Source organism: Bacillus sp. 03113, assembly GCF_006546985.1.
Taxonomy (GTDB): Bacteria; Bacillota; Bacilli; order Bacillales; family Cytobacillaceae; genus VATK01.
Genome location: NZ_ML637008.1, coordinates 205493 through 230116, shown reverse-complemented (window position 1 = coordinate 230116; position 24624 = coordinate 205493). Strand labels below are relative to the sequence as shown.

Below are 24624 nucleotides of genomic sequence, written 5' to 3'. Positions count from 1 at the left end.
TTTTAACGTAAAATTGTAGTTAATTTAACATTAAAAAAGATATTTTTTTAACTTTGATATCCTTTAATCTAAACTATTTTATAATTATGCGAACGTAGCACTTATTCATTTTTTCGTAATCCAACAAAAACTAAGCAGCTTACAAACGCAACTGCCGTTACAATCATTCCAAATAATAGTCCAATCGCAGCCATAAAGGTGTCATCTCCTGGATAGGAAGGCTTTAAAGTAATATACATGTATACAAAAGTAAGCAATAATAGCGCATAAAAACTACTTCCGATCAACGCCATCTTTATGCGTCGCACTCGCATCCCGACCCATGCTTGACGAATAATCGCCCAGATATAAAAACTACTAATAACACCAGCTATCATAAAAATAATATGAACAAATGGAATAGTGAAATAACCCACTACAAAGATTAAACCAACAACGACTGAAAATAAACCTGCATTCATAAAAAATAAAAAGATGCCGCTTAACCAATAATTTTGAAACCATTTTACTCCCTTCAGTATTTGAACGGCTCTTCTATTATTATTAACATGACAGATAAACTTGTTTTGAAAAAGAAAGAATAATATAATTCCAATCAATCCTAAAAATAAAATGCTAGTCACCTTATTTACTCCTTTGATAAATATAGTTATTTAGATACATCAATCTTAACGGTTTCAGGTCTTTGTTCTTCACCTATTAACGTTACTGCCACTCGATCAAAATCCTCCCATTGAACTCTGAAATTTTCTGGATAAAGAGTGGCGCCATCATTGCCGATGATATAATCATCGTGTTCATTTAGTTCGCTATTTCTTCCGTAGTAAACTCTAACTGAAGAAGGACCAAAGAATAGAGCTTCTCCCTTCTGCACAATTTCAACCTTATTTGTATGATTAGGAGAATAGCTCACTAATATAGTTGATTCCTTAAAAAATAGAGTATAGGCTGCTTTTCCCACAAACCAATTTATTGGCATTATTAATATTAGAATCCAAATAAGGCATATATTTTTTACCCTTTTTTTAATTTGTGTTATTTCTTGCTCTTGATCCACTTTGTATCATCTACCTTTCAGAGAAATTAACCTATAAAAAAGCGTCTTAACCTTTCATCTAATATCTTTTCACAAAACAGAAAACACTTATTCTATTTCTTTTAATAACAAAGCTGCTTTTTGCTTTGAGAGGTTAAAGGCTTGCCAAGTTGTACTTTCATAAGTTAACTCATCTCGTTTATTAATTAACAAGCTTTTCAAACCTGGTGTACTCGGATCATGTTTATATAACTCTACTAGTTTAGGAATAGCTGCGTATGATAAAGTACTTAAATAGGCTGTATCTATTTTTCCTGTATGCTCATATCGATTAATATTTTTGGAAACGATCATCTGATCAACACCAACCATATTTAGTCCAACATAGTAAAGAAGAGTGCTAATGATATAAAAATGAATAAGAGATAACCGCTGTATCCAAACTTTTACAAGTGTATAGGCAAACAAGATCGTTAATAAAATCATAAAAGAATGGGCTAAAATTCTTAAGTAAGTAAATCCATAAGCCTGTTCATACATCATTAAACGTAGAAAGGCTGAAGTAAGCATAACCCCACTAAAAACGATCAAGAGAGTTAACAATCCTTTTATAATCATTGAAATATTTTTTTTGTGAAAAGTTACTACACTAATAAGAAGAGCAAAATTAATAATGGAAACGATTATTAATTCAAAGAAGCCTCTTCTTGCATACTCAGAATAGGAAAATTGATCATTCAGCGATCCATTGAAAAAATATTGAAACTGTACAATAGTAAACAAAAGATAAACAAGATTGATAACGATAAGAATAGTTGTGACAATAATTCCATCCCATTGGATAGAGTCTTTATTAGAACTGTTATCTACTATCACTGTATTAACAACAACAGCGTTAAAAAATCCTATGAATAGAACCGCAATAACTCCAATTTTTACGATTCTCCATAAAAACTCTAGCTGAAAATTAAATAATGTTTTTGGGATTACGGAAAGAAGGTTCGCAAATTGTTGATCAGCCGCTGATAATAATAGTGTAATAACAAACAGCAATGGAATAGAAATAAAGATGCCAATCCCAATTTTTTTCCCAGTCCGGTAAACAGATTCATTCATACTGCTTTTTAGTAATTTCCCTACATTTACGACAGACATATTGCACTGTTTAAACGTTTCACTTATCTTTTTGGCGATCAGCCTTAAAAAAGAATTTGAATACCATGGAATCGTCGATAAACTAGTTAATAAAACGATATGAACAAATACTAAAATCGGAATAATGATAAAATTAAGCGGACTAAAGATGGAATACGGATTTACCCCAAAGGTAATGGTTAAGATCCAAATCGAGACAAATACTATTCCACTTATTTGTTTATGGCTAAATGTAAACGTACGAAATCGGTAAAAAAAGAAGAGATAAAAGCTAGCGATTACAATACTATAAGAAATCCCCACCATATCTTCAAACAAACAAACCTCCGCGATAATGGCTAATAAAAAACAAGTACAGACAAATAATAAGTTGTTTCGAAGCATCATATTAGATTCTCCTTTTCTAAATAGATTTTCTATGTAGTGTTCTATAGAAATATCTACAATACTAACTATATAGATTTTTTTCTATATAGATTATCTATGTAGATAAATAAGACTTTTCTTCTGTTTAATTTATTAGTCACTCATTATATCGATTCTAAGCAATTAGATTGATCTGTTTGTTCCCCAATGGAAGGCCAAATAGCTTATGGGATATAAAAGGATTGTGCAGAAAATACATGCGACAATAAACGATGGGGTTAGTAAAGGCTCGAACCAATGAAAAGGGACAATTCGCAATACAACTAACGACATTAACACTAAATTAGGAATTAATGACAGATGAAATGTTTTCATTAAAAGACCTTTTCCACCTAGCCCAAATTCTTTGCCTATTTCATAACCAAGAAGTGCCCAAAAAATCATATAAAGCATCATGATTAACGAAGGGATACTCGTCAGAAAAACCCATACATGATCGACTATCGGATCAGAAACCGTATGATAGAAAATGGTCAAACCAATACCGCCTATAAAAAATAGAATATTTGCTAAGATAAAAGTCCATTGTGTTCTTGCTGGAGTAACGATAATCTCCTGCTGATAGAGCATGGCTACTTTTTCTGGAGCTCCAACCTTATTAATAATGGAATTAATAGCTGCATCCTCTTCCAAGCCTTCCACTATTTTAAGATCATAAAGCATTTCCGTAATATGAAGATCAATTTCCGTTGTGATTTCCTCCATATTCGGATGCTTTTTTAAGTTCTTTTTTAACTCAAACAAATACTCTTGTTTAGATTGAATCATATCCCTTTTTCCCCATCACCTTATCAATGACCTGAACAAAGCTTTGCCACTCACTCGTTTTTTTCTGCAAAATCTCTTTCCCGCTATCAGTAATACGATAATATTTACGCGCTGGACCTTTATCTGGTTCCCTCCAATATGGCTCAATATATTGCTGTTTTTCTAATTTGTGCAAAGCAGGGTATAAGGTACCTTCCTTGACCTGTAAAATATAATCGCTTCTTCTTTCCATTTCTTTCACGATTTCATAGCCGTACATATCTTTTTCTGCTAATAATTGCAACAATATTAATGATGTACTTCCTTTTACTAGCTCTCGATTAAACATCTCATTTATCACCTACCTAGAATAAAAAGGTATTTTATTGTTTATATCTTAACTTGAAAAATTGGAAAATGCAACCTTTATTTATTCTATAAATTGGATAGACATTTGGAAGGATAACATGTGTCTATGTTATAATGAAATTTAATTAAATTATTGATAAAATAAGAAAAGCGGAAGCGCCCATTTAGCGACGTATGGACTGGGCCCCGCTTCGACTGAGATAAGGCGAACCTTCCATCAGGGTGTTCTTCCCCTGATGGTTAGTTGAGCCGATCAGGTTTTTACGGGCAGTTTTTTATCCACTGTAAATTTTTTTAGGTTATATCTTACTGCCCGTTAAAACGTGATAAAGGAAACACGAAGAGCGATAGCGATTCGATGTTGACTTATCGTAGGGAGGAGTGGGGTGGACACTAGTCGCTGGGCGCTGGCCGATTAAGTACGCCACGTCCTGTGGCAACATCGGCACTAGTACATCCTGTACGTCGGAGCTAGACACCAGTCGTATTTCAGAAAACTAATAAATTCTGATATTTTAAAAACTATACATACAAATTGAAGGTGGTATACTTTGGAAAATAATTCATCAAATTTCATTAAAAGTATTATCAAGGATGATCTTGAAACAGGTAAATATAGCCATGTCGTTACCCGTTTTCCTCCAGAGCCGAATGGATACCTCCATATCGGACATGCAAAGTCCATTGTGATTAACTTTGGTCTTGCAGATGAATTCAACGGAAAAACGAACTTGCGTTTTGATGACACCAATCCTTTAAAGGAAGATATAGAATACGTTGAATCGATTAAAGAGGATGTCAAATGGCTCGGATTCGAATGGGATGGTTTATTCTTTGCTTCCGATTACTTTGAAGAAATGTATATTCGAGCTGTTCTTTTAATAAAAAAAGATAAAGCTTATGTCGATGATTTAACACAAGATGAGATTCGTGAATATCGCGGAACATTAACAGAGCCTGGAAAAGAGAGTCCATATCGTAATCGAACTATAGAGGAAAATCTAGAATTGTTTACGAAAATGCGTGATGGCGAATTTGAAAATGGTACAAAAGTGTTAAGAGCAAAAATTGATATGACCTCCCCTAATATTAACATGAGGGATCCTGTTATTTATCGTATCGCGCATGTGACCCATCATAATACTGGCGACAAATGGTGCATCTATCCGATGTATGCTTTTGCTCACCCGCTTGAGGATGCCATTGAAGGCGTTACACATTCACTTTGTACAATTGAATTCGAAGATCAACGTCCATTCTATAATTGGGTGATCGCTGAATGTGAAATGGAGAATAAACCAGAACAAACTGAATTTGGTCGCTTAAACATCACAAATACGGTCATGAGTAAACGAAAGCTTAAACAGCTAGTAGATGAAAAATATGTTGACGGCTGGGATGACCCTCGTATGCCAACTATATCTGGTTTAAGAAGAAAAGGCTTCACACCAGAGTCTATTCGAGAATTCGTTCGCGAAACAGGGGTTTCAAAAGGTTCAGGCAAGGTAGATTCTGCAATGCTTGATCATTTTGTACGAGAAGACTTAAAGCTTAAGGCGCCTCGTACAATGGGCGTTTTAAATCCGCTTAAAGTCGTCATTACAAACTACCCTGAAAATCAAGTTGAAATGCTCGATGCCGAAAATAACCCAGAAAATCCAGAAATGGGGACTAGAAAAATTCCATTTTCGAGAGAAATTTATATAGAAAAAGAAGATTTTATGGAAAATCCGCCGAAAAAATATTTCCGTCTTTTCCCTGGAAATGAAGTACGCTTAAAACATGCTTATTTCATTAAATGTGAAGAGGTAATTAAAGATGAAAACGGTGAAGTGGTCGAGCTTCACTGTACGTATGATCCTGAAACAAAAAGCGGTACTGGATTCACTGGTCGTAAAGTGAAAGGAACTCTCCATTGGGTAGAAGCTACGAATGCCATTCCAGCTGAATTCCGTTTGTATGAGCCTCTTATTTTAGACGAAGATGAACAAAATGAAGAAAGTGAAGGAAAAACCTTCTTAGATTTTGTCAATGAGAATTCGTTAGAGATCATACAAGGATTTATTGAGCCTAATCTGATGGACGTAAAACCGTACGATAAATTCCAATTCTTCCGCCATGGGTATTTCAACGTAGATCCGAAGGTTTCAACAAAAGACAAAGCAGTATTTAATCGTATCGTTTCATTAAAAAGCTCATTTAAACTATAAGAACAAAAGCGCAAGCGACTTGATCATCGACGTACAAACTGAAGGGACTTCGACTGAGATAAGGCGAACCTTCCATCAGGGTGTTCTTTCCCTGATGGTTAGCCTGAGCCGATCAGGTTTTTACGGGCAGTTTTTTATCCACCGTACACTTTTTTAGGTCATATCTTACTGCCCGTTAAAACGTGATAAAGGATACACGATGAGCGACAGCGAATCGATGTTGACTTATCGTAGGGAGAAGTCCTGAAGTTTGATAGTCGATAGGCGCTGGAGCTGGACGTCGATACATAACCTTCAAAGTTATTCATAGCCAACTAATTTATAATTTCCTAAAAAATCAAAAGACCGGGCAAAAAATGCTCGGTCTTTTAATTCTATACCATGTTTCTAAATAGATTGATGAAATTCCTTATTTGAATCATTCATTCGTTCAAATTGTCGGATTCTGATTTCAAACAAGGTAAGTGGATCATGGAAAATTTCAGGTTTTTCATTCATTGCATTTAATTTTTCTTTATTTTTTTGAATTTCAACTTTTGTTTCTTCAATCACAGTCTCAAGTTCAATAAATGGGTTTTGAAAGAAAAGTGTAACATCCCGCTCAAGCCCATTTTCAAATAGTTCAAATTGCTGCATAAATCTTTTAATAATTAACTCCGTTGTATCTTCAAACGTTTCATTCTCTAAATACTTTTGATACCTATGAAAAAGCATTGATTTATTTTGTGTAATGCCTCCGAGTAATTTACCGGCTCCTTTTAAGAGGATTTGGGAAGGTGTTAAACGAAGTAAAATATTGACTTCCTCCATGTGTACGCCTCTTTTTAAACGTTCAGCATCACGGCGCCAATCCTCAAGAATTTTAAAATCGCATTGCAGTTTAATTTTCTCTTGTCCATATAAGCTATTAAAGCTTTCTCCCATTTCCTCTAAAAACAATTGACTTGCATTAAACTCATTTTGCGCATTCAAAATCCATTCCATTAACATATGAAACAACTTTGGTAAGATAACCTGGTGAATATGGTTCTGAATTCGTTGGTTCATTTCTTTATTCAATTCAAGATGGATCTTTCTATAATCACTATCTTCTTTTATAAAATTTGCACAATCCTTTAACAGTTTAGGAATATCTGTTTTTAAACTATTATTTATGTCATCTAAAATAAGGCGAAATGATTTTTTAATCGTTCCAATCTTTTCTTTCTCAACATCTGATAATTGATGAACAGTTCCTGAGAGCTTAGCCTTCATTTCTTCATTTTTTTGAATAGATCCATACAAATGTTTCTTCATTTCTATTCTTTTTTCTGAAATAGCTTTCACCCAATTACGAATAAATACGAGCATTTTTTCTGAAACAAGCTTTTCATTATTAACTTTATTTTTGATTTCATTTGTTAATTGCCATAGCTGCTCAATTCCTTTAGAAGGAGAAAAAACGATTACCTTTTCCTCTGAAAATTCGGGCGTCAATCGAGAATAAATCTCTTCTTCAAGTCTTCCTTTTTCTTCTTCATCTAAATCACCTGCTGTAACTAAAAAGTAGATTGGAAGCTTAGGAGCATTCTTTTTTATTTGTAAAAGCAAATCTTCTTCTCTCGACGTTAAGGACGCTTTTTTATTTAATACAAAAAGGAGTGAATCAGCTAAATAAATATAGGAAAGAACCTCATTCCTTTTTTGCCCTCTATCAAGCAAATTGGGAATATGAATAAGAGATAGATCATTTTCAAATAAAAACTGATTTGGAAGTCTACACTCTACATAGGCCTTATCATCCATGGAAGGCAATATATCCTTGCTTTCCTCTCCTTCATTGATCTCAATATGATCGTCATGCTTATATAAAACAACTGATGAATGAAGCTCGTGAATAAAATCCTTTCGAATAATCGAATCAATAAAAGCAAATCGATCATTTTCCATGTTCTCGATCACTAGCACGTATCGTTCCTTCGAATGGACGAGCTCTTCCACAACCGATTTCATTTGATGATTTAGCTCAATATCATGGTTTTTAGCCCAACTAGAAATGGATTGATAAAGAAATAAGATATCCTCTATATTCAAGTCTGCCCTATGCTGTTCTAACGTATTTTCAGCTTCTGTGATTATAGCCATTGGGATAGAGGAATGAAAGCCATCATTCCAAGCCAAAATAGCTGCTGCTGGAATATGATTTTGAGTAGAATCTGCTAGTGTATACCAAGTTGTTAAAAATCTTGGCAATAAACCTGCAACATCTCTCAATAAATAATCACCATTAGTTAAATCCACAAATGCTTGACGATAGAGATTGGACAACTCATCCCATGAATCAAAGCGGTTTATTTGAATGCTAGAGAATACATTTTCAAGCTCTTTTAACCAGACCAAATAAGACTCTTCTTTTTTATATTGCAGCCATAAGCATCCAACAAGCTGCTGAAATCGCACTTGATCTAAACTGTACAGCATCTGTAAAGCTGTTTGAAAAAATTCAGGTGGATAGGTAATGGTTAATCCTTTTTCAACATATGTTTTTAAAATTTCAAAGCTAGTAATTGATTCTGTACGTATCGCTTCATTTATTACAAGCTTAATTGCTTTATCCCAATCCTCATTTTCTTCATAGAACGCAAGGGCTATTTTCGCCACATTAGGGTAATCCGGATTAAAAGATACTAATTTTTGAATTACCTCATCAGCTAATTCACGTCTCCCCTCATCTATGTATAATAAAAATAGCTGGAGCATAACCTCGGACTTCAAAATCACACTCTCTGTTGATATGGATTTATATATTTCCTCTGCAGATGATAATAGCTCGAGCTCGTAGTAAGAATCAGCCATATTTTTCTTCGCCCATGGTTCTAGCTCATTCGTAATATTTTCCCATTTGAAAATAGCTGCCTCAAAATCCTTGCTTTGGAAATAAACTTCCCCTTGTGCATATCGAATATAAGATAGATCTGGAACATCTTTTTTTTGTTCCGAAAAATACAATTGCCCAAGTACCTCTATGGCACTTTTTTCATGGTTATTCTCTATTAACGATTCATAATAAGACTTGTTGATCAGTAGATTTTCAAGTGTCATGGTTATCCCCCGATCTTTCTTTTTTTATCTTTCTGTTACTTTTATCTTCCTACCATTTTCATTAAAAGTAAACTTTTTAAAGGTATCTTTTTATTGTACCAAATCTTTTTTTACAAAATCATGTCAGTTCCCTTTCAATTTTGCATCGTAACGCTGCTTTATACATACGAATGTAGTTAATGGATACCCTAGAGATAGATGAATCCATTTTAAAAGGAAAGTGGTTTATATGGAACAAACTGCATTATTGGATGTACAAAAATTAGCATTAAAAAAGTTAAAGCTTTTCCGTACAAGCCCGCTACGATTTTTATCTAGATCTATGCTTGCTAGCATGTTTATTGGATTTGGTGTGATTGTGGCCTTTAAAACAGGAAATTATTTTTACTTAGAGCATTCTCCGTTTGCCTATCCTATGGCTGCCTTTACATTTGGTGCTGCCATTGTCTTAATTGTATATGGAGGCGGTGATTTATTCACGGGCAATACGTTCTATTTTACATTTGCAGCCTTAAGAGGAAAGGTGTTATGGAAGGACGTTTTGAAGATATGGGCTTTAAGCTACGGTGGAAACATTATTGGAGCTATTTGTTTTTCCATTTTTATTTATGCAACTGGACTTTTTAAAGATCCTTCTGTAAATAGCTTCTTACTTAAGGTTGTTGAAAAAAAGATTCATGCCCCGATTAGTGAGCTGTTTTTTCGAGGCATTCTTTGTAACTGGTTAGTATGTCAAGCATTCTTTATTCCAATGAATCTCAAGGGTGATAGTGCAAAATTGATCACAATGATACTCTTTGTTTTCTGCTTTTTTATCTCAGGATACGAGCACAGCATCGCGAATATGTGCACTTTTGCCATTGCTATTGTCTCAAGCACTGCTGGTACCTATTCTATTAGTGAGATTCTCCATAACCTTATCCCTGTCACAATCGGAAACATTATTGGGGGAACCATATTAATGGGATTTATGTACTATTATGTCAACAAATCTTTTTTAGAAGAGTAACCGATATTCATAGTGTAGCTTCCCACTAAAACTGAAATCTGGACCTATAAAACTTTATAATAATTGGATCTACTTTATACCACTTATGAGTGATATCCTTTTTGTAACAGGAGGGATTCAATTATGAAAACAATTGGTCTAATCGGAGGTCTAAGCTGGGAATCAACAGCTGACTACTATAAATATTTGAATACATTTGTAAAAGAAAAATTAGGTGGCTTGCATTCTGCTAAATGCTTACTTCATTCCTTTGACTTTGAAGAAATCGTAACTCTGCAAAAAAACGCTGAATGGGATAAAGCAACAAATTGTATGACAGACGCTGCACAAAAATTAGAAAATGGTGGAGCAGATGTGATTTTGATTTGTACGAATACGATGCATAAAATGGCTGAAGAAGTTGAAGCATCTGTTCAAATTCCTCTTATTCATATTGCTGATGCAACGGCAAAAAAAATTAAGCAGCAAGGCTTAAAAACGGTAGGGCTTCTTGGAACAAAATTTACGATGGAACAGAATTTCTATAAAGAACGTTTGAATGCGCATGGTATTGAAGTTGTGATTCCTAATGAAGATGACAGACAAACCATTCATAATGTTATTTTTGATGAATTATGTAAAGGGATGATCAAAGAATCATCAAAAGCAGCTTATCTTCAAATTATGTCTAAGCTTCAAGAAAAAGGGGCTGAAGGGATCATTTTAGGATGTACTGAAATACCTTTATTAATTAAACAAGCAGATTCTGATATTCCACTTTTTGATACAACCTGCATTCATGCAGAAGCAGCCGTTGAATTTGCTTTACAAGAAGAAAAAGTACAAGTATAGACGACAAAAGTCGAATAAATAAGATCCCTTTGAGATACTCAGAGGGATCTTAACAATTTTAACTCATCATCCAGTAACTTCCTCAGTTTTGTATGTAGGGATTTTATTATTTTTAGATTTGTCCCCTTTTAAGGTAAAGTAAGAAATGATTGTGAAAAATAAAGCGATACTACCCAATAATAAATACGCTCTATTAAACCCAACTGTATCATACATTCTGCCGACTATAGCAGAAAGAAAAATCGATCCTATTTGTTTTGAAAATTGAAATCCGATTAAATAGATTGTCGCAGATAATCATAAATCAAAATTCTCATTAATATATTTAAATACAGCTACTAATAGAACAGGAACTTCTAAAGCATGCATAAGTTTTAACAAACTGATTGCAATGGGTCCATCTGCAAATGATGAACCTAATATTCTAATTGACATGATACATCCCGCATAAAGTAAGGCATTTTTTGCTCCGATTTTTCTAATAAAAAACGGTGCACAGACCATGACAACAGCTTCTGATAAAATTTGTATAGATGCTAAATTCCCAAAAATTTCGGTTCCTTTTTCAGGTGTAGCAAAGAAATGAGTAAAAAATACCGCAAATTGTTGATCATACACTTCATAGATACATCCAACGCCAACAACATACATGACAAAAAACCAAAACTTTTTATTTTTAAATATGGAAAGAACATTTTCCTTTTTAATTGGTTCCTTTTTTTTGCAGCTGCACTGTTTTAGATTGACTCAAATCAATTTTTGAAAAATAAAAAACTATGGCCAGCAGTACAGCACTTAGTGTACAAATCCAAAAAATAAGATTAGGGTCAGTTTTAAATAGCTGCCCTGATATAAACATACTCGTTGCTGCTCCAAGACATCCAAACATTCTTACTCGTCCATATTCGAAACCGCTTATATGGCTAACCCTTTCAATAAAAGCTTCAATGGCACCGACACCACCATTAAAGATTGCCCCTAAGTAAACGCCTCCAATTAATGACGCTAAAATAATATTAGTCTGTAATAAAGGAGCAAATACATATAAGAAAAATGGTGCAATAAAGATTAGTAGAAAAATTAATATCCAAATAAGATGTTTTTTCATCCCTAATTTATCTGTCAATATCCCAAAGAAAGGCTGAAAGCAAATAGCGGCAACTGAAATCGCTGAAAAAATAAGACCTGTTTCTGTTGAATTCAAACCAGCTGCATTGATTAACCAAATTGAAAGAAACTGAAAGCACGCAGCCCATATAAAAAAGTATAAATAAAAGAAACTACCAAACACCCAAAAATTCTTATTCATTTTCATAAACCATCTTCTCCTTATAAAGATATATTCATGGCCAAAAAATTAAAGCGTTTGCATTTTCTTCCCTAATTCATTTACTAATATTTACTAAATCAAATATATCAAATTAACCGCTTACAATCAATAATTTTTCAAAAATCAAAAATTTTTATCTAATTTTACTGTAATAACAGTATTAACTCACATTAATTTTTAGTAGCGCTTTCATAAAAATGCTTATCTTTTTACTAAAACTGACTTACATACAATACCTTTCACTTTACCTGTTCATATTCAGTTCATACAATTTTTGTACATTTATTTTTGTCATATAAAACATAATGGAGGATAATCGATTATGAAAATAAATATGGATATGAATAGTCTCCTTATAGACGCAATGAATGAATATTTAAGAGCAGGCTTGTTAATGAATCTAAAAAAATTAGATGAAATGTATGACTCTGAATTCGAAAATATCCGCGTAGATCCTCTCGGACGTACAATTGTCTTTTCCAAGGCTGATTTTATGCAACAGTTTCGTGCTATACGCATTGAAGGTAAAAGCCTGGGGCCAATTGATGATGCAAAGTTTATTTCTACTAACTGTTATGGAGAGTATGGATCAATTATTATGACTCGTGTTAAAGGAGATAGACGACTATTTTATCACTTTGTTTGGCGTAAGAAAGATGAACAGCCACTCACGATTATTCGAGAGTTCACTTTCGATGAGGACCTTTCAAATGTAATCAATATAGTTAAGAACTTTAGATAAGGTGGTGCATGGTAAACAATGCCCAAAATATTAATTGTAGATGATGACCCACACATTAGAGAATTGATCAATCATTTTTTATCAAATGAAGGATTTGATATTGTCGAAGCTTCAGATGGAGTTGAAGCACTCAGTATGCTTGAATCGGTAAATGTCGATATGGTGATTTTGGATATTATGATGCCTAACATGAATGGCTGGGATCTATGTCGTGAACTAAGAGAATATTATGATTTTCCATTGCTCATGTTAACAGCAAAAGGCGAAACATCCCAAAAAATCAAGGGGTTTCATTTAGGCACTGATGATTATCTTGTTAAACCATTCGAACCTCTTGAATTAATTGCCAGGGTGAAGGCACTATTAAAAAGATACCGTATTGCAACATCACAAAGAGTCCAAATTGGAGAATTGTTACTGGATCATAAAACATATGAAATATATGTAAGTAATCAAAGGATCTCCATCCCGTTAAAAGAATTTGAGCTTTTATTCAAGCTTGCCAGTTATGTAGGAAAAACACTTACAAGAGAGCAGCTCATAGAAGAAATTTGGGGCTATGACTATCCGGGAGACGAAAGGACGGTTGATGTCCATATTAAACGGATACGTGAAAGATTTCCTGAAGAATCGCATTCATTCCATATTCGTACAATTCGTGGATTAGGCTACCGTATGGAGGCTCGAACATGAAAAAGAAATTCCTTTTCTGCTTCCGTGTCCTGCAAATTTGGGGTACAACTATGATCATTTGGATAATAAGCTATTGGATGACTAATTTTTTTTATGATGGCTCCATCACGCAACCTAATGATTTTATCAGGTTTCTTATTATTGGACTGATAAGTATATTCATCTTAAACTTAATTGGATACTTAATTGGAAAATATCTCTCTCCTAAGCGATTTGAATTATTTAATGTTATGACAGAAGCATTTAAACAAATATCTGAAGGGAACTTTAATGTGAAGCTGAACGCTAAAAAACTGGAGGACAAATCCAATCCTTTTAGTCAGGTATATAGCAGCATCAACCATATGGCAGAGGAACTTCAACGTATGGAACAAATGCGCCAAGAATTTATTTCAAATGTTTCCCATGAAATTCAATCACCTCTTACTTCTATCAAAGGTTTTTCAATTGCTCTGCAAAATGAATCATTAGACAAAAGCAGACGTACGCATTACCTCAAAATTATTGAAACGGAAAGTGCTAGGCTATCTAAATTAAGTGATAACCTATTGAAACTTACCTCTTTGGAGTCAGATAATCACCCGTTTGAGCCTACCCCATTTCAATTAGACAAGCAACTTCAAAAGGTGATTCTTTCATGTGAGCCTCAATGGATGGAAAAATCAATTGAAATAGAGGTTTATCTTGATGAAGTGAATATTGTAGCTGACAAAGAGCTTATGAATCAATTGTGGGTAAACCTGATTAGTAATAGTATTAAATTCACACCGCAATATGGAACCATTAAAGTACACCTGCAAAATAACAAACATCAAGCTGTAGTTACAATTGAAGATTCTGGTATTGGCATTTCAGAGGGGGATCAAGCTCATATTTTTGAACGATTTTATAGAGCAGATAAATCACGTAATAGAACCGTCAATGGGAGTGGCTTGGGTCTTACGATTGTAAAAAAAATTATTGATTTGCACCAAGGACATATTCGAGTAGAAAGTAAGGTTAAGGAAGGTTGCAAAATGATCGTTTATATCCCATTCAATTAGTAAACAAAATCATCCGTTCATATTCAGTTCACAAAAATTATGTATAGTTATCTCTATAAAAAGGAAAAAAAAGGAGGCCCTTTTTAGTGAAAGAAACAAAACCGAAAATAGAAATAAAACAATTAATTCAATTAATCGATTTCAAGTCTTTACCAAAAACACTTATGATTCTAGTTCTTGGATTAAGCTTGATTTCAACTATTGCCAGCTTAATTGTCCCCTTGTTCACCAAAAATTTAATTGATGTTATGTCTACTCAATCCATTAACTACACAACACTTCTTTTTTTACTAGGGGCATTTATTATTCAAGCGATTACGGGAGGCTTTTCAACTTATTTTCTTGCTTATCTTGGGGAAAAGGTTGTAGCGAATTTACGAAAAAAACTGTGGAGAAAAATATTGCTCTTACCGATCTCCTATTTTGATAAAAATCGCTCAGGAGAAACGATTAGCCGTATTTATAGTGATACTGCTGTTGTCAAAGAATTAATTAGCACACAACTCGTTTCAATTTTTACGGGTATGATCTCCCTCGTTGGATCTATAGGGATTCTACTATTTTTGGATTGGTCTATGACTCTAGTGATGCTGACTGCTGTTCCTCTTATCTTCTTTATTATGAGACCTATCGGCAGCAAAATGAGGAAAATCTCTATTCGTTTACAAGGGGAAACAGCTAATTTTACAAGCCATATCACTCAGGTTATTTCTGAAATTCGATTAGTTAAAGCCTATGTTGCGGAACCTGTTGAAAAGAAAAATGGCGAAGAGGGTGTTGAACATCTTTTTGAGGTTGGCTTAAAGGAAGCACGATTATTTGCGATTCTACAACCATTAATGGGCTTTGTCATCATGTTTATGCTCGTTATCGTCATTGGATATGGCGGTTATCGCGTTGCTTCAGGAGGATTAAGCGCTGGTGATCTTGTTGCGTTCATTTTGTATCTTTTCCAAATTATCATGCCCATTACAATGTTGACTCGTTTCTTTGCAAGCTTGCAAAAAACAATGGGTGTTACAGAACGGATGATGGAAATATTTGATCATCAGCAAGAGGATCATCATACTACTGAACAAGAAATCAATCCTACTCTACCAATCCGATTTGACAATGTTACATTTGCCTATCAAAGTAGTGAAACCATTTTGCACAATGTGAATTTTACCATCGATTCTGGGAAAGTGACTGCCATCGTTGGTCCAAGTGGAAGTGGAAAAACGACGATTTTTTCTCTCCTTGAACGGTTCTATCAGCCATCAGATGGCGTGATTCTTCTTGGAGATACACCTTTAACCGATATTGGGTTAAGCGAATGGCGAAATGAAATTAGTTATGTCTCACAAGAAAGCCCACTCCTTGCCGGAACCATTCGTGAAAATATATGCTATGCTATGGATCGTGAAGTGACAGAAGAGGAATTAACAAAAGCAGCAGAATTAGCGTATGTAGATGAGTTTGTGAAAAATCTGCCTAAAGGCTATGATACGGAGGTTGGGGAACGAGGGATTATGCTTTCTGGAGGACAGCGTCAGCGTATTGCAATTGCCCGAGCAATCCTGCATGATCCTAAAATTTTAATGCTCGATGAAGCCACTTCAGCGTTAGATTCAACCTCAGAAAAAGTAGTCCAAGAGGCATTGCAAAATCTCATGATAGGCCGTACAACCCTTGTTATCGCACACCGTTTATCAACCGTTGTAGATGCGGATCAAATCCTAGTTATGGAGCAAGGAGAACTAACTGGTATTGGCAATCATGAAACGCTATTGAAAAACCATGCTCTCTATCAAAAGCTAGTTGAGCAGCAATTCAGATGGGAGCTGCAAAACAATTAGAAAAGCGGAAGCGCCTTGGTCAGCCCTGAAGAAAAGTGTTCTCATGAATCAAAAAGTGTTTTTTACTTTTAGAGGCATGAGGTTATTTTTCACAAGGGCTAGGCGCCTGAAGCTAGACACAAGTCTACCTTCAAGAATTCTATTTACTTAAAAAAAAGCTCATCCATTACAAAAGCAGTGGATGAGTTTTTTTATACACTATAAAGGATTTTCATACTAATCCACTATTGCACTTCCATATGCAAGTCGCCTGCTTTTGCCCAACCAACTAATTTGATAACATAATATAAACTCATTGTAATGAGAATTGGAAGAAGGACACCTACTGTTAAATAAATAATAAATCCTTTTATTCCTTGGGTTGCTAAAATATTTAATGGAGCAATAAATGAATTCAAACCGAGCCCTGCTAATTCATAAGAAACTTGAAAATTCAATACAAGCGTTGCGATTGGCGCACAAATGACTGCTGAGATAAAAGGTGGGATCACCAGCAAAGGATTCTTCACCAAATTTGGGAATTGTACTTTAGGAGTTACCAAAAATTGTGCTAAAAAGCCACCGAGATCATTTTGTTTTAATGACATCGCTGTAAAGCCTACAAATTGAACGGTACATCCGATCAGAGCAGCTGCACTAGATACTGGGTCCAATTGAAGGGCAATCGCCAGTGCTGCTGAAGAGGCTGGGGACATGAGAAGAATGCTCCATACCAAACTAATAACCATCGAAGCAATTAAAGGAGAGCCTTGTACAGAAGTTGTGATTTCTCCACTCAACCATTGTAGAAATGGAGTTGTTACCATTGCTAAACCAACACCGGCCAAGCCACCTACAAATATAGCACCGGCAGGAATCGCTATCATATCCAGTATCGTCCGACCTGTTATCCGTTTACCAACATATGTTGCAACTAAGCCTGCCACAACGGCACTAACAGGTTGTCCAGGAGCAATCGTTACAGCTCCTTCTGCTGTTATATGAAGAGCATTTCCACCAATAGAACTACAAACCATCGCACTAAAAATGACTAACGTATTTCCACCTAATTTATAGGCAACCCCAGCACCAAAGGCTGGAGCTAATAATACCTTTGCTGAAGACCCAACTGTGACAAGTGTATCCCAGCCAAAAAATCTTCCGATTGATTCTAGCAAAAGACCAATTCCCAAAGTAACTAGCACCGCATTCGCCATACCTGCTGACGCTTTATACATTCGATCTTTTATATATTCTTTCATTACTACCGACTCCTCTATTTTGTTCCGAAATTTTTTACTAGGAATTGTCAAAAATGAAGTAGAAATCGTTCGATAAATGAAGTAGATCTCATGGCAATTCCACTGTTAATAGCTAGATCATTCCCATAAAAACAGTGTTAACTTAATCGATACAGTCTGTTCAGTCTAATATCAATATCCAAATAGAACCACACTCCTTTAAACCTGGCAAAAAATAACCCAGTGATGATGAATAATTGGTAGAAAAATAGATTCTCCCAACCATCATATCAACTGGGCATAGACAGGTTATGCAAAACAAGTCTTGCAAAGTTAATAGTTGTATTATAGCACTCCTCTTTTCTTAATGATGTTATTTTCTAAATTTTCTCTATTATGTAAATAGTTTTCTGATATTTTCTTCTTTTTGTTAAGGATTTTTCTGGAAAGCTTCAAAAAGAAATCATTCTTGATGAAATACCTTCTTTTCTACCGTGTATTTTTTTAACATATCTCGATTTACTTCAAAACCGATCCCAAATGTTTCAGGAATGTGAATATACCCATCTTCTACCATTACCTCTGGATCAATAATATCTCTGTCCCAGTATCTTGAGGAGCCTGCGGTGTCCCCAGGTAATACAAATTGATCTAAAGCCGTAATGGCCACATTATGAGCACGGCCAATTCCTGCTTCTAGCATACCGCCGCACCAAACAGCAATCCCATGCTGCTTACAATAATCATGAATTTTTTTTGCTTCTGTTAAGCCGCCTACTCTGCCAATTTTTATATTAATGATTTTGCAGCTCCCTAATTCGACTGCTTTTCTCGCATCCTCTAACGAATGAATGCTTTCATCTAAACAAATTGGCGTCTGGATTTCCTTTTGCAGCTTTGCGTGATCGATAATATCATCATGTGCTAGAGGCTGTTCAAACATCATTAAGCCTAAATCATCCATCTGTTTAAATAGCTCAATATCATCTAGCGTATAGGCAGAGTTAGCATCCGCCATCAAAGGTAAAGAAGGAAAGTGTTGCCGTAATTCTTTTAGAACGTTTATATCCCAGCCAGGCTTAATTTTCACTTTCATACGTTTATATCCTTCTTCTACATACCCTTCAATCAAATGGATTAAATCCTTTACCGATTTTTGAACACCGATGCTAATTCCTACTTCTATTTTTGATTTCGTTCCTCCAATGGCCTTAGCTAAAGGAAGATGAAGCTGTTTTGCATAAAGATCCCATACAGCTCCTTCGACTGCTGCTTTCGCCATATTGTTTCGGCGAATGGACTCAAATCGTTCCGACACTTCATCTGGGTGAAGGATTGGTTTTTGTAATAGCAGAGGAATAAGAAAATCCTCCATGATATGTTCATTTGTCTTAACCGTTTCTTCACTGTACCATGGACTTGAAAAAGCCGTTGATTCTCCCCATCCTACTTTTCCATCTTCCCCCACCATTTCGATAACGAAAAATTCCTTCTCTTGAAACGTCCCAAAGCTTGTTGTAAAAGGTGCTTTTAATCGCATCGATAATTTATGTAGAATAATCTCTTTTATTTTGATCAAATGTTGATGATTCATTGACACCCTCCATTATCTAAACGAAGCTGATTTCGTTTCAAAAATGCATAAAAGCATATTTTTCGCTCAGGAATATGCTTTATATCTACAGCTGTATAGCCTGACTTTAATAGCAGCTGAAATGCCTTTCTCGTTTGCATGCGCCAATCTACAGCTAGTGATAAATCTGCTTTCTTTAAAGCTTGAAATTGATCTGGAACAGGTACGAGCCACTGAGCGTGTGAATCATGAAAGGTTTCAAGTTGATTTTTATGTACAAAAGGTAAGCCTTGATCGTTTAAGACTACATCCATTAAAGAGAAGTTTTCCTCCCATAAAATTGTGGGATATTGATCCACCTCATTTACATAGTCACTTTTTATCCACCACTCAACTAAAAAACGATCTGTTGCCAAGCCTTGATTTAATTCATCTTTCATGTCACCATAATGGTTTTCCAAATACTTTCCAGTAATCCCACGGAGCTTGCGTATATTTAAATTAGCATTGACGGTTTCAAGTGGATCAAAGGTCCAGCAAATCATTGTATAACCTTGTTCAAGCGCTTCTTCTTTTTGCCGTTCCTTTAGGTGCTTTCCAAGACCGTTCTTTCGATAGCTATCTTCAAAGGCAAGCATGTGAGAGCATAAATACGTAAAGCCATTTCGATATCCAGGAAAGCCATAGCTAAAGCCAATTAGCTTATCATGATCATAGGCTCCAATGATTATGCCTCCATTTTCAACCGCTGTGTAATATTGATGGATTGGGATTGAAGCTTGTCCCTGCCATACAGCTTCTTCGACTCGCTGCACCTCCCTTAAATCATCAAGGCTATTCACTCGCTTAATCTCGATGTTCATCAGCTATAGACATCTCCTCTAGCAAGTGTTTTCTCTACTGCTCTCGACAATATTTCAGATCCTCGAACAATTGCACTCGTGTCAAAGGTCATTTTTGAATGATGAAGACCTGGTCTTAAATCACAGCCTAATGCCAGCATAGTGGCTTTAATATTTGAACGTTTAATCGTATAGAAATGAAAGTCGTCTGCACCAGTCGTCACTATTGATGGAGATAAATATTCCTCACCAATCGTTTCTAAAATAGCGTCCTGCAGTATTTCTTCTGCTTCTGGATGAACATGTGCTGCGGCAGTAGGTCCATTGCCTTCTGTTGTAATTGTAACATCAAATCTCAGTATTAAAGAATGAATAATTTTTTGAATATGATCATCTAATTGTTCCATTAATTCGTTTGTTTGTGCTCTTAGATCCAAACTAAAATTTGCGTTTCCTGGGATAATATTCGCACTCTCTCCCCCTGCATGGAAGGTTGTCATTTTCACTGAATACGGAATGCTAGGGTTTAGATGAATGCCTTGAAGCATTTGTACAAGAGCTGAACCTACTTCAATTGCATTCACATTTAAGTGTGGTCTAGCTCCGTGCGCATCTTCCCCAATAATTTTACCTTTTATCGTTTGGGCGGCACCATGATAAATCGCAGGGGCAGCTTTATGATTCTCTAACTCTTGATACGGTCGCAAATGAACCCCATATAAAAAATCCAGGTCATCTGCAACACCTTTTTCAATCATTTTTAAAGCGCCTGTACCCTTTTCCTCGGCTGGTTGAAAAATAAAACGAACGGTTCCTTGTAATGCTGATTCTGTTTTTTGAAGAAGCATAAATGCACCTAACACAATGCTCATATGCGCATCATGGCCACATGAATGATTTGCACGAAACTCACCATCTACCTGCTGCCAAAGTGCATCCATATCTGCTCGAATGCCAATTACCGGCTTTCCAGACCCAATCTCAGCAATTACTCCAGTACTATCAGAAAAAGTAGTTACTCTAACTTCCCTTTTTTCAAAAAAATCCTTTATGTATTGCGTAGTATTAAATTCTTTCCAGCTTATTTCCGGATGAGCATGCAAATAATCAAAAATGTCCATTACTTCCTTTTCTAATTGTTCCGTTGCCATTTTCAAAGCTAAACCATTCCCTTCCCCTTTTATTTATATATATTTACAAAAAATGAATATAAATTTATCATAAATTTCATTTCGCAACATTTCCATAGTTTTTATAAAATTCTTTCTATTTCCGAAAGATATGCCCTACCTTAGAGGAAAATATTCTAACTCCTTGGATGTTGATCATTAGAAAAGCGTAAGCGCCCTTGGTCATCGACTTAAAGTGCTGGACTGAATCGAGTGCGATAAAGGAATCACGAAGAGCGCAAGCGTCGATGTTGACTTATCGTAGACGAGGTGAGTGAAGCACTTCTAGTCGATAGGGTGCTGGCCGATTAAGTACGCCACTTCCTGTGGCAACATCGGCACTAGTACGTCCTGTACGTCGGAGCTAGACAGTAATCTAACTTCAGATATAAATTCTGGTGTATAAAAAAAATCATTAAAGATTTTCTTATTTATTATTTTTATGTCTTTGATGCCAGCATGTTCCTTATAATTTAAGAAGACCATTCATTATGATATAATATTTGAACATCATACTTATGACCCATATCTAAATATATAGACCGCTTAATTTTTAAAGAATTTGGTTATCTCAGAACATAAAGATAGTTTTTTCTATATATTTTCCAAGATTATGAGATTTTTTGAGTAAAATAATCTAAAATATAACCTCTAATCCATTTACTCGTTTTTCCCTATTAATACCTTTGTAATAGCTATATACAATCCTGATAATAATGATTTATTTCTGATTAAACATATTAATAAAAGAAAAAACCAAAATAATACATTTTGAACATACAAGGAGAACTATCATAATATATGGAGACAATTACAAGCACCTATCAATTAACTCTAGTATTTCTTTCTATCGTTATTGCAATTATCGCTTCGTTTGCTGCACTAGATTTGGGTGCTCGTATCCATAAAGCAAAAGGTTTTGTACGTTTTATGTGGATATCAGGTGGAGCATTTGCTATGGGGATGGGCATATGGTCTATGCATTTTATTGCTATGCTTGCTTTCCATTTATCGATTCCAGTGACATATAATCTGTTTTTAGTGATTGTGTCAATAATTCCTGCTAACATTTCATCGGGAATAGCCTTACATATTGTAAGCCGATCTACAATGCGTAAATCGCAAATCATTATTGGAGCCTTTTTTATTGGGACAGGCATTGTTTCCATGCACTATACAGGCATGGCAGCCATGGTAATGGAAGCTACAATTGAATATAATCCGCTTCTATGGGCTCTTTCTGCTATTATCGCTATTGTTGTTTCATTAGTAGCCTTGCTTCTTTTGTTTTTAGCAAAAGAAAATATCAACACACCAGGATTTGGATGGAGAAAAGTGGGCAGTGCGCTTATCATGGGTATCGCTATATCAGCGATGCATTACACTGGGATGTCTGCGGCTAACTTCAAACATAGTCATCATCATCAAATAAACTTGGCAGATTCATCATTTGACAATACCCTTCTAGCCTATTTGATTGGAATCGGCATGTTGATCATATTTGGAATGGTATTTATCAGTATTTTTATAGACAAACGTTTTGAATCTCAAACTATAGAATCAGAAAGAAAATTTCGCTCAGTAATTGAATCCGCTAATGATGCCATTATTTTAACAGATAGTCAGGGTTCTATTATTTCATGGAACAAAGGAGCACAGCTTATTTTTGGCTATAAAGAGAAAGAAATTTCAGGGAAAAATTTAAACATCATTATTCCGGAGCGTTACAGGGAAGCTCATCAAAAAGGAATGCAGCGCTATATTTCTTCAGGAAAACCTCAAGTCATTGGAAAAACAGTCGAGTTACACGGATTAAGAAATGATGGAAAAGAATTCCCAATTGAACTTTCCCTTGCTTCTTGGAAAGAAGAAGGGAACATCTATTTTAGCAGTATTATTCGTGATATTTCTGCACGCAAACAATCTGAAGAAAAAATCAATCAAATGGTTTATCGTGATCCTTTAACAGGTTTGCCGAACCGTCTTTTATTAAACGATCGTCACTCACATGCGTTAGATATGGCAGGCGAAAGTAAACATATGATCGGGATCATGTTTATTGATTTAGACCGTTTTAAATATGTTAATGATACATTAGGGCATGCTATTGGTGATTGTTTATTAATTGAAGTTGCCAAACGAATTCAATCATGCGTAGGTAATGCGGATACAGTTTCACGCCAGGGAGGAGATGAATTTATTATCTTGCTCCCACATACCACTTCTGATGAGATTACGAAAAACGCAAAAAAAATTATCGACCTATTTTCTAAATCGTTTGTGTTGGACGAGCACGAGATATTTGTCACCCCTTCGATTGGGATTAGTTTATACCCATCTGATGGAAAAGATATAGAGACCTTAATTAAAAATGCAGATACAGCAATGTACCGTGTAAAAGAGCAAGGAAAAAATAATTTTCAGTTTTACACGCCTGATATGAATGAAGCAGTTTCCAAAAAAATGAAGTTGGAAATTGGTTTGCGCAAAGGTTTAGAGCGGAATGAATTTAAAGTCCATTATCAGCCCCAGATTGATGCCATCTCTGGTAAAGTGATTGGAGTAGAAGCTCTTATTCGCTGGCAGCATCCTGAGTGGGGAAATATCTCGCCTGCTGAATTTATCCCATTAGCAGAAGAAACCGGATTAATCATTCCGATAGGAAAATGGGTGCTTTATGAGGCGTGCCGCCAAAATAAATCTTGGCAAAATATGGGGTATCCTCCTCTAAGAGTAGCTGTAAATATTTCTTCTCGTCAGTTTCAACAAAGCGATTTAGTTGAAGTGATTAGCCAAACGTTAAAAGAAACGGAACTCGATCCTCATTATCTTGAACTCGAGCTGACGGAGAGTATCATACAAGATTCAAAATATGCCATTTCTATTATGCAAAAACTAAAAACAATGGGCATTCATTTATCTATTGACGATTTTGGGACGGGATATTCGTCTTTAAGCTATTTGAAATTATTTCCCATTAACACTTTAAAGATAGATCAGTCTTTTACGAGAAATATTTTTGAGGATTCAAAAGATGCCGCACTTGTACATACAATCATAAACATGGCACATAATCTTAATTTAAAAGTGATTGCAGAAGGTGTTGAAACACAGGAACAGCTGCATTTTCTTCAACAGAGTCAATGTAATGAAATGCAAGGATACTTTTTATAGCAGCGCTGTATCTCCTGAAAAAATATCTGTTATCCTTCAAGAACAATACGATAAAACTGACAATTATGTATGATGACTAAAAAATGAAGATAAAGACCTTTAAAGAGTTTTTTGCCCATAAGAAGGGATCTTCCCA

At 35.2% G+C, this 24624-nt stretch carries 19 protein-coding genes and 1 pseudogene; 8 read left to right on the top strand and 12 right to left on the bottom strand.

Annotated elements, in window-relative coordinates:
• Positions 1-101 precede the first annotated feature (101 nt).
• The 5 genes from FDO66_RS01000 to FDO66_RS00980 all read right to left on the bottom strand — a co-directional run bounded on the left by FDO66_RS01000 (position 102) and on the right by FDO66_RS00980 (position 3713).
• Positions 102-623, bottom strand: coding sequence for a hypothetical protein (locus FDO66_RS01000; RefSeq protein ID WP_141430533.1), 522 nt, complete (start codon positions 621-623; stop codon positions 102-104).
• A gap of 26 nt (positions 624-649) precedes the next feature.
• Complete coding sequence (locus FDO66_RS00995) at positions 650-979, bottom strand: hypothetical protein (RefSeq protein ID WP_181444395.1); 330 nt, start codon at positions 977-979, stop codon at positions 650-652.
• 165 nt (positions 980-1144) lie between these two features.
• Entirely contained in the window at positions 1145-2578 is a 1434-nt protein-coding gene (locus tag FDO66_RS00990; RefSeq protein WP_141430531.1) for a DUF4153 domain-containing protein, read from the bottom strand.
• Positions 2579-2740: 162 nt separating this feature from the next.
• Positions 2741-3385 (bottom strand): hypothetical protein, encoded by a 645-nt coding sequence (locus FDO66_RS00985; protein WP_141430530.1) that lies wholly within the window; start codon positions 3383-3385, stop codon positions 2741-2743.
• Positions 3372-3713 (bottom strand): PadR family transcriptional regulator, encoded by a 342-nt coding sequence (locus FDO66_RS00980; protein ID WP_141430529.1) that lies wholly within the window; start codon positions 3711-3713, stop codon positions 3372-3374. Before FDO66_RS00980 ends, FDO66_RS00985 begins: the two co-directional genes overlap by 14 nt.
• 571 nt (positions 3714-4284) lie before the next feature.
• Here FDO66_RS00980 and FDO66_RS00975 point away from each other — a divergent pair.
• On the top strand, positions 4285-5943 hold the full coding sequence (locus FDO66_RS00975; RefSeq protein ID WP_141430528.1) for a glutamine--tRNA ligase/YqeY domain fusion protein: 1659 nt from the start codon (positions 4285-4287) through the stop codon (positions 5941-5943).
• A gap of 387 nt (positions 5944-6330) precedes the next feature.
• On the opposite strand, the gene FDO66_RS00970 is transcribed toward FDO66_RS00975, so the two are convergent.
• Complete coding sequence (locus tag FDO66_RS00970) at positions 6331-9024, bottom strand: tetratricopeptide repeat protein (RefSeq protein WP_141430527.1); 2694 nt, start codon at positions 9022-9024, stop codon at positions 6331-6333.
• A 229-nt stretch (positions 9025-9253) separates the two neighbouring features.
• On the opposite strand from FDO66_RS00970, the gene FDO66_RS00965 reads away from it, so the two are divergent.
• Positions 9254-10033 carry a formate/nitrite transporter family protein gene (locus FDO66_RS00965; protein ID WP_141430526.1) on the top strand — a complete coding sequence of 260 codons (780 nt, stop codon included), beginning with the start codon at positions 9254-9256 and terminating at the stop codon, positions 10031-10033.
• 123 nt (positions 10034-10156) lie between these two features.
• Positions 10157-10864 carry an aspartate/glutamate racemase family protein gene (locus FDO66_RS00960; protein WP_141430525.1) on the top strand — a complete coding sequence of 236 codons (708 nt, stop codon included), beginning with the start codon at positions 10157-10159 and terminating at the stop codon, positions 10862-10864.
• A 66-nt stretch (positions 10865-10930) separates the two neighbouring features.
• Here the strand turns inward: FDO66_RS00960 and FDO66_RS21145 are convergent.
• Together FDO66_RS21145 and FDO66_RS21070 are read right to left on the bottom strand one after the other, a co-directional pair.
• Positions 10931-11572, bottom strand: a pseudogene (locus tag FDO66_RS21145) (oligosaccharide MFS transporter).
• On the bottom strand, positions 11568-12179 hold the full coding sequence (locus FDO66_RS21070; protein ID WP_220095135.1) for an oligosaccharide MFS transporter: 612 nt from the start codon (positions 12177-12179) through the stop codon (positions 11568-11570). The pseudogene FDO66_RS21145 and the gene FDO66_RS21070 overlap by 5 nt, the downstream one beginning before the upstream one ends.
• A gap of 337 nt (positions 12180-12516) precedes the next feature.
• Here FDO66_RS21070 and FDO66_RS00950 point away from each other — a divergent pair, with 337 nt between their 5' ends.
• The 4 genes from FDO66_RS00950 (at position 12517) to FDO66_RS00935 (ending at position 16510) form a co-directional block, all read left to right on the top strand.
• Positions 12517-12936 carry a hypothetical protein gene (locus tag FDO66_RS00950; protein WP_141430524.1) on the top strand — a complete coding sequence of 140 codons (420 nt, stop codon included), beginning with the start codon at positions 12517-12519 and terminating at the stop codon, positions 12934-12936.
• An 18-nt stretch (positions 12937-12954) separates the two neighbouring features.
• Positions 12955-13629, top strand: coding sequence for a response regulator transcription factor (locus FDO66_RS00945; RefSeq protein ID WP_141430523.1), 675 nt, complete (start codon positions 12955-12957; stop codon positions 13627-13629).
• Positions 13626-14672: a sensor histidine kinase gene (locus tag FDO66_RS00940; RefSeq protein ID WP_220095134.1), complete on the top strand. Its 1047-nt coding sequence runs from the start codon at positions 13626-13628 to the stop codon at positions 14670-14672. Before FDO66_RS00945 ends, FDO66_RS00940 begins: the two co-directional genes overlap by 4 nt.
• A gap of 86 nt (positions 14673-14758) precedes the next feature.
• On the top strand, positions 14759-16510 hold the full coding sequence (locus FDO66_RS00935; protein ID WP_258535522.1) for an ABC transporter ATP-binding protein: 1752 nt from the start codon (positions 14759-14761) through the stop codon (positions 16508-16510).
• A gap of 224 nt (positions 16511-16734) precedes the next feature.
• On the opposite strand, the gene FDO66_RS00930 is transcribed toward FDO66_RS00935, so the two are convergent.
• The 4 genes from FDO66_RS00930 to FDO66_RS00915 all read right to left on the bottom strand — a co-directional run bounded on the left by FDO66_RS00930 (position 16735) and on the right by FDO66_RS00915 (position 21296).
• A complete protein-coding gene (locus FDO66_RS00930; protein WP_141430522.1) occupies positions 16735-17751 on the bottom strand; it encodes a PTS sugar transporter subunit IIC in 1017 nt (338 codons plus the stop codon).
• 442 nt (positions 17752-18193) lie between these two features.
• A complete protein-coding gene (gene menC / locus FDO66_RS00925) occupies positions 18194-19306 on the bottom strand; it encodes an o-succinylbenzoate synthase (RefSeq protein WP_141430679.1) in 1113 nt (370 codons plus the stop codon).
• A gap of 14 nt (positions 19307-19320) precedes the next feature.
• Positions 19321-20166, bottom strand: coding sequence for a GNAT family N-acetyltransferase (locus tag FDO66_RS00920; RefSeq protein WP_141430521.1), 846 nt, complete (start codon positions 20164-20166; stop codon positions 19321-19323).
• On the bottom strand, positions 20166-21296 hold the full coding sequence (locus FDO66_RS00915; protein WP_141430678.1) for a M20 peptidase aminoacylase family protein: 1131 nt from the start codon (positions 21294-21296) through the stop codon (positions 20166-20168). The genes FDO66_RS00920 and FDO66_RS00915 overlap by 1 nt, the downstream gene beginning before the upstream one ends.
• 819 nt (positions 21297-22115) lie before the next feature.
• Here FDO66_RS00915 and FDO66_RS00910 point away from each other — a divergent pair.
• Positions 22116-24488, top strand: coding sequence for a bifunctional diguanylate cyclase/phosphodiesterase (locus FDO66_RS00910; RefSeq protein WP_141430520.1), 2373 nt, complete (start codon positions 22116-22118; stop codon positions 24486-24488).
• Positions 24489-24624: the final 136 nt, after the last annotated feature.

What these genes read in the sequence shown, in the direction of transcription:
- FDO66_RS00995 (WP_181444395.1), bottom strand. Translation starts at nt 979, where the DNA reads ATGCCAATAAATTGGTTTGTGGGAAAAGCAGCCTATACTCTATTTTTT.
- FDO66_RS00990 (WP_141430531.1), bottom strand. Translation starts at nt 2,578, where the DNA reads ATGATGCTTCGAAACAACTTATTATTTGTCTGTACTTGTTTTTTATTA.
- FDO66_RS00985 (WP_141430530.1), bottom strand. Translation starts at nt 3,385, where the DNA reads ATGATTCAATCTAAACAAGAGTATTTGTTTGAGTTAAAAAAGAACTTA.
- FDO66_RS00980 (WP_141430529.1), bottom strand. Translation starts at nt 3,713, where the DNA reads ATGTTTAATCGAGAGCTAGTAAAAGGAAGTACATCATTAATATTGTTG.
- FDO66_RS00970 (WP_141430527.1), bottom strand. Translation starts at nt 9,024, where the DNA reads ATGACACTTGAAAATCTACTGATCAACAAGTCTTATTATGAATCGTTA.
- FDO66_RS00965 (WP_141430526.1), top strand. Translation starts at nt 9,254, where the DNA reads ATGGAACAAACTGCATTATTGGATGTACAAAAATTAGCATTAAAAAAG.
- FDO66_RS00960 (WP_141430525.1), top strand. Translation starts at nt 10,157, where the DNA reads ATGAAAACAATTGGTCTAATCGGAGGTCTAAGCTGGGAATCAACAGCT.
- FDO66_RS21070 (WP_220095135.1), bottom strand. Translation starts at nt 12,179, where the DNA reads ATGAAAATGAATAAGAATTTTTGGGTGTTTGGTAGTTTCTTTTATTTA.
- FDO66_RS00950 (WP_141430524.1), top strand. Translation starts at nt 12,517, where the DNA reads ATGAAAATAAATATGGATATGAATAGTCTCCTTATAGACGCAATGAAT.
- FDO66_RS00945 (WP_141430523.1), top strand. Translation starts at nt 12,955, where the DNA reads ATGCCCAAAATATTAATTGTAGATGATGACCCACACATTAGAGAATTG.
- FDO66_RS00940 (WP_220095134.1), top strand. Translation starts at nt 13,626, where the DNA reads ATGAAAAAGAAATTCCTTTTCTGCTTCCGTGTCCTGCAAATTTGGGGT.
- FDO66_RS00930 (WP_141430522.1), bottom strand. Translation starts at nt 17,751, where the DNA reads ATGAAAGAATATATAAAAGATCGAATGTATAAAGCGTCAGCAGGTATG.
- FDO66_RS00920 (WP_141430521.1), bottom strand. Translation starts at nt 20,166, where the DNA reads ATGAACATCGAGATTAAGCGAGTGAATAGCCTTGATGATTTAAGGGAG.
- FDO66_RS00915 (WP_141430678.1), bottom strand. Translation starts at nt 21,296, where the DNA reads ATGGCAACGGAACAATTAGAAAAGGAAGTAATGGACATTTTTGATTAT.
- FDO66_RS00910 (WP_141430520.1), top strand. Translation starts at nt 22,116, where the DNA reads ATGGAGACAATTACAAGCACCTATCAATTAACTCTAGTATTTCTTTCT.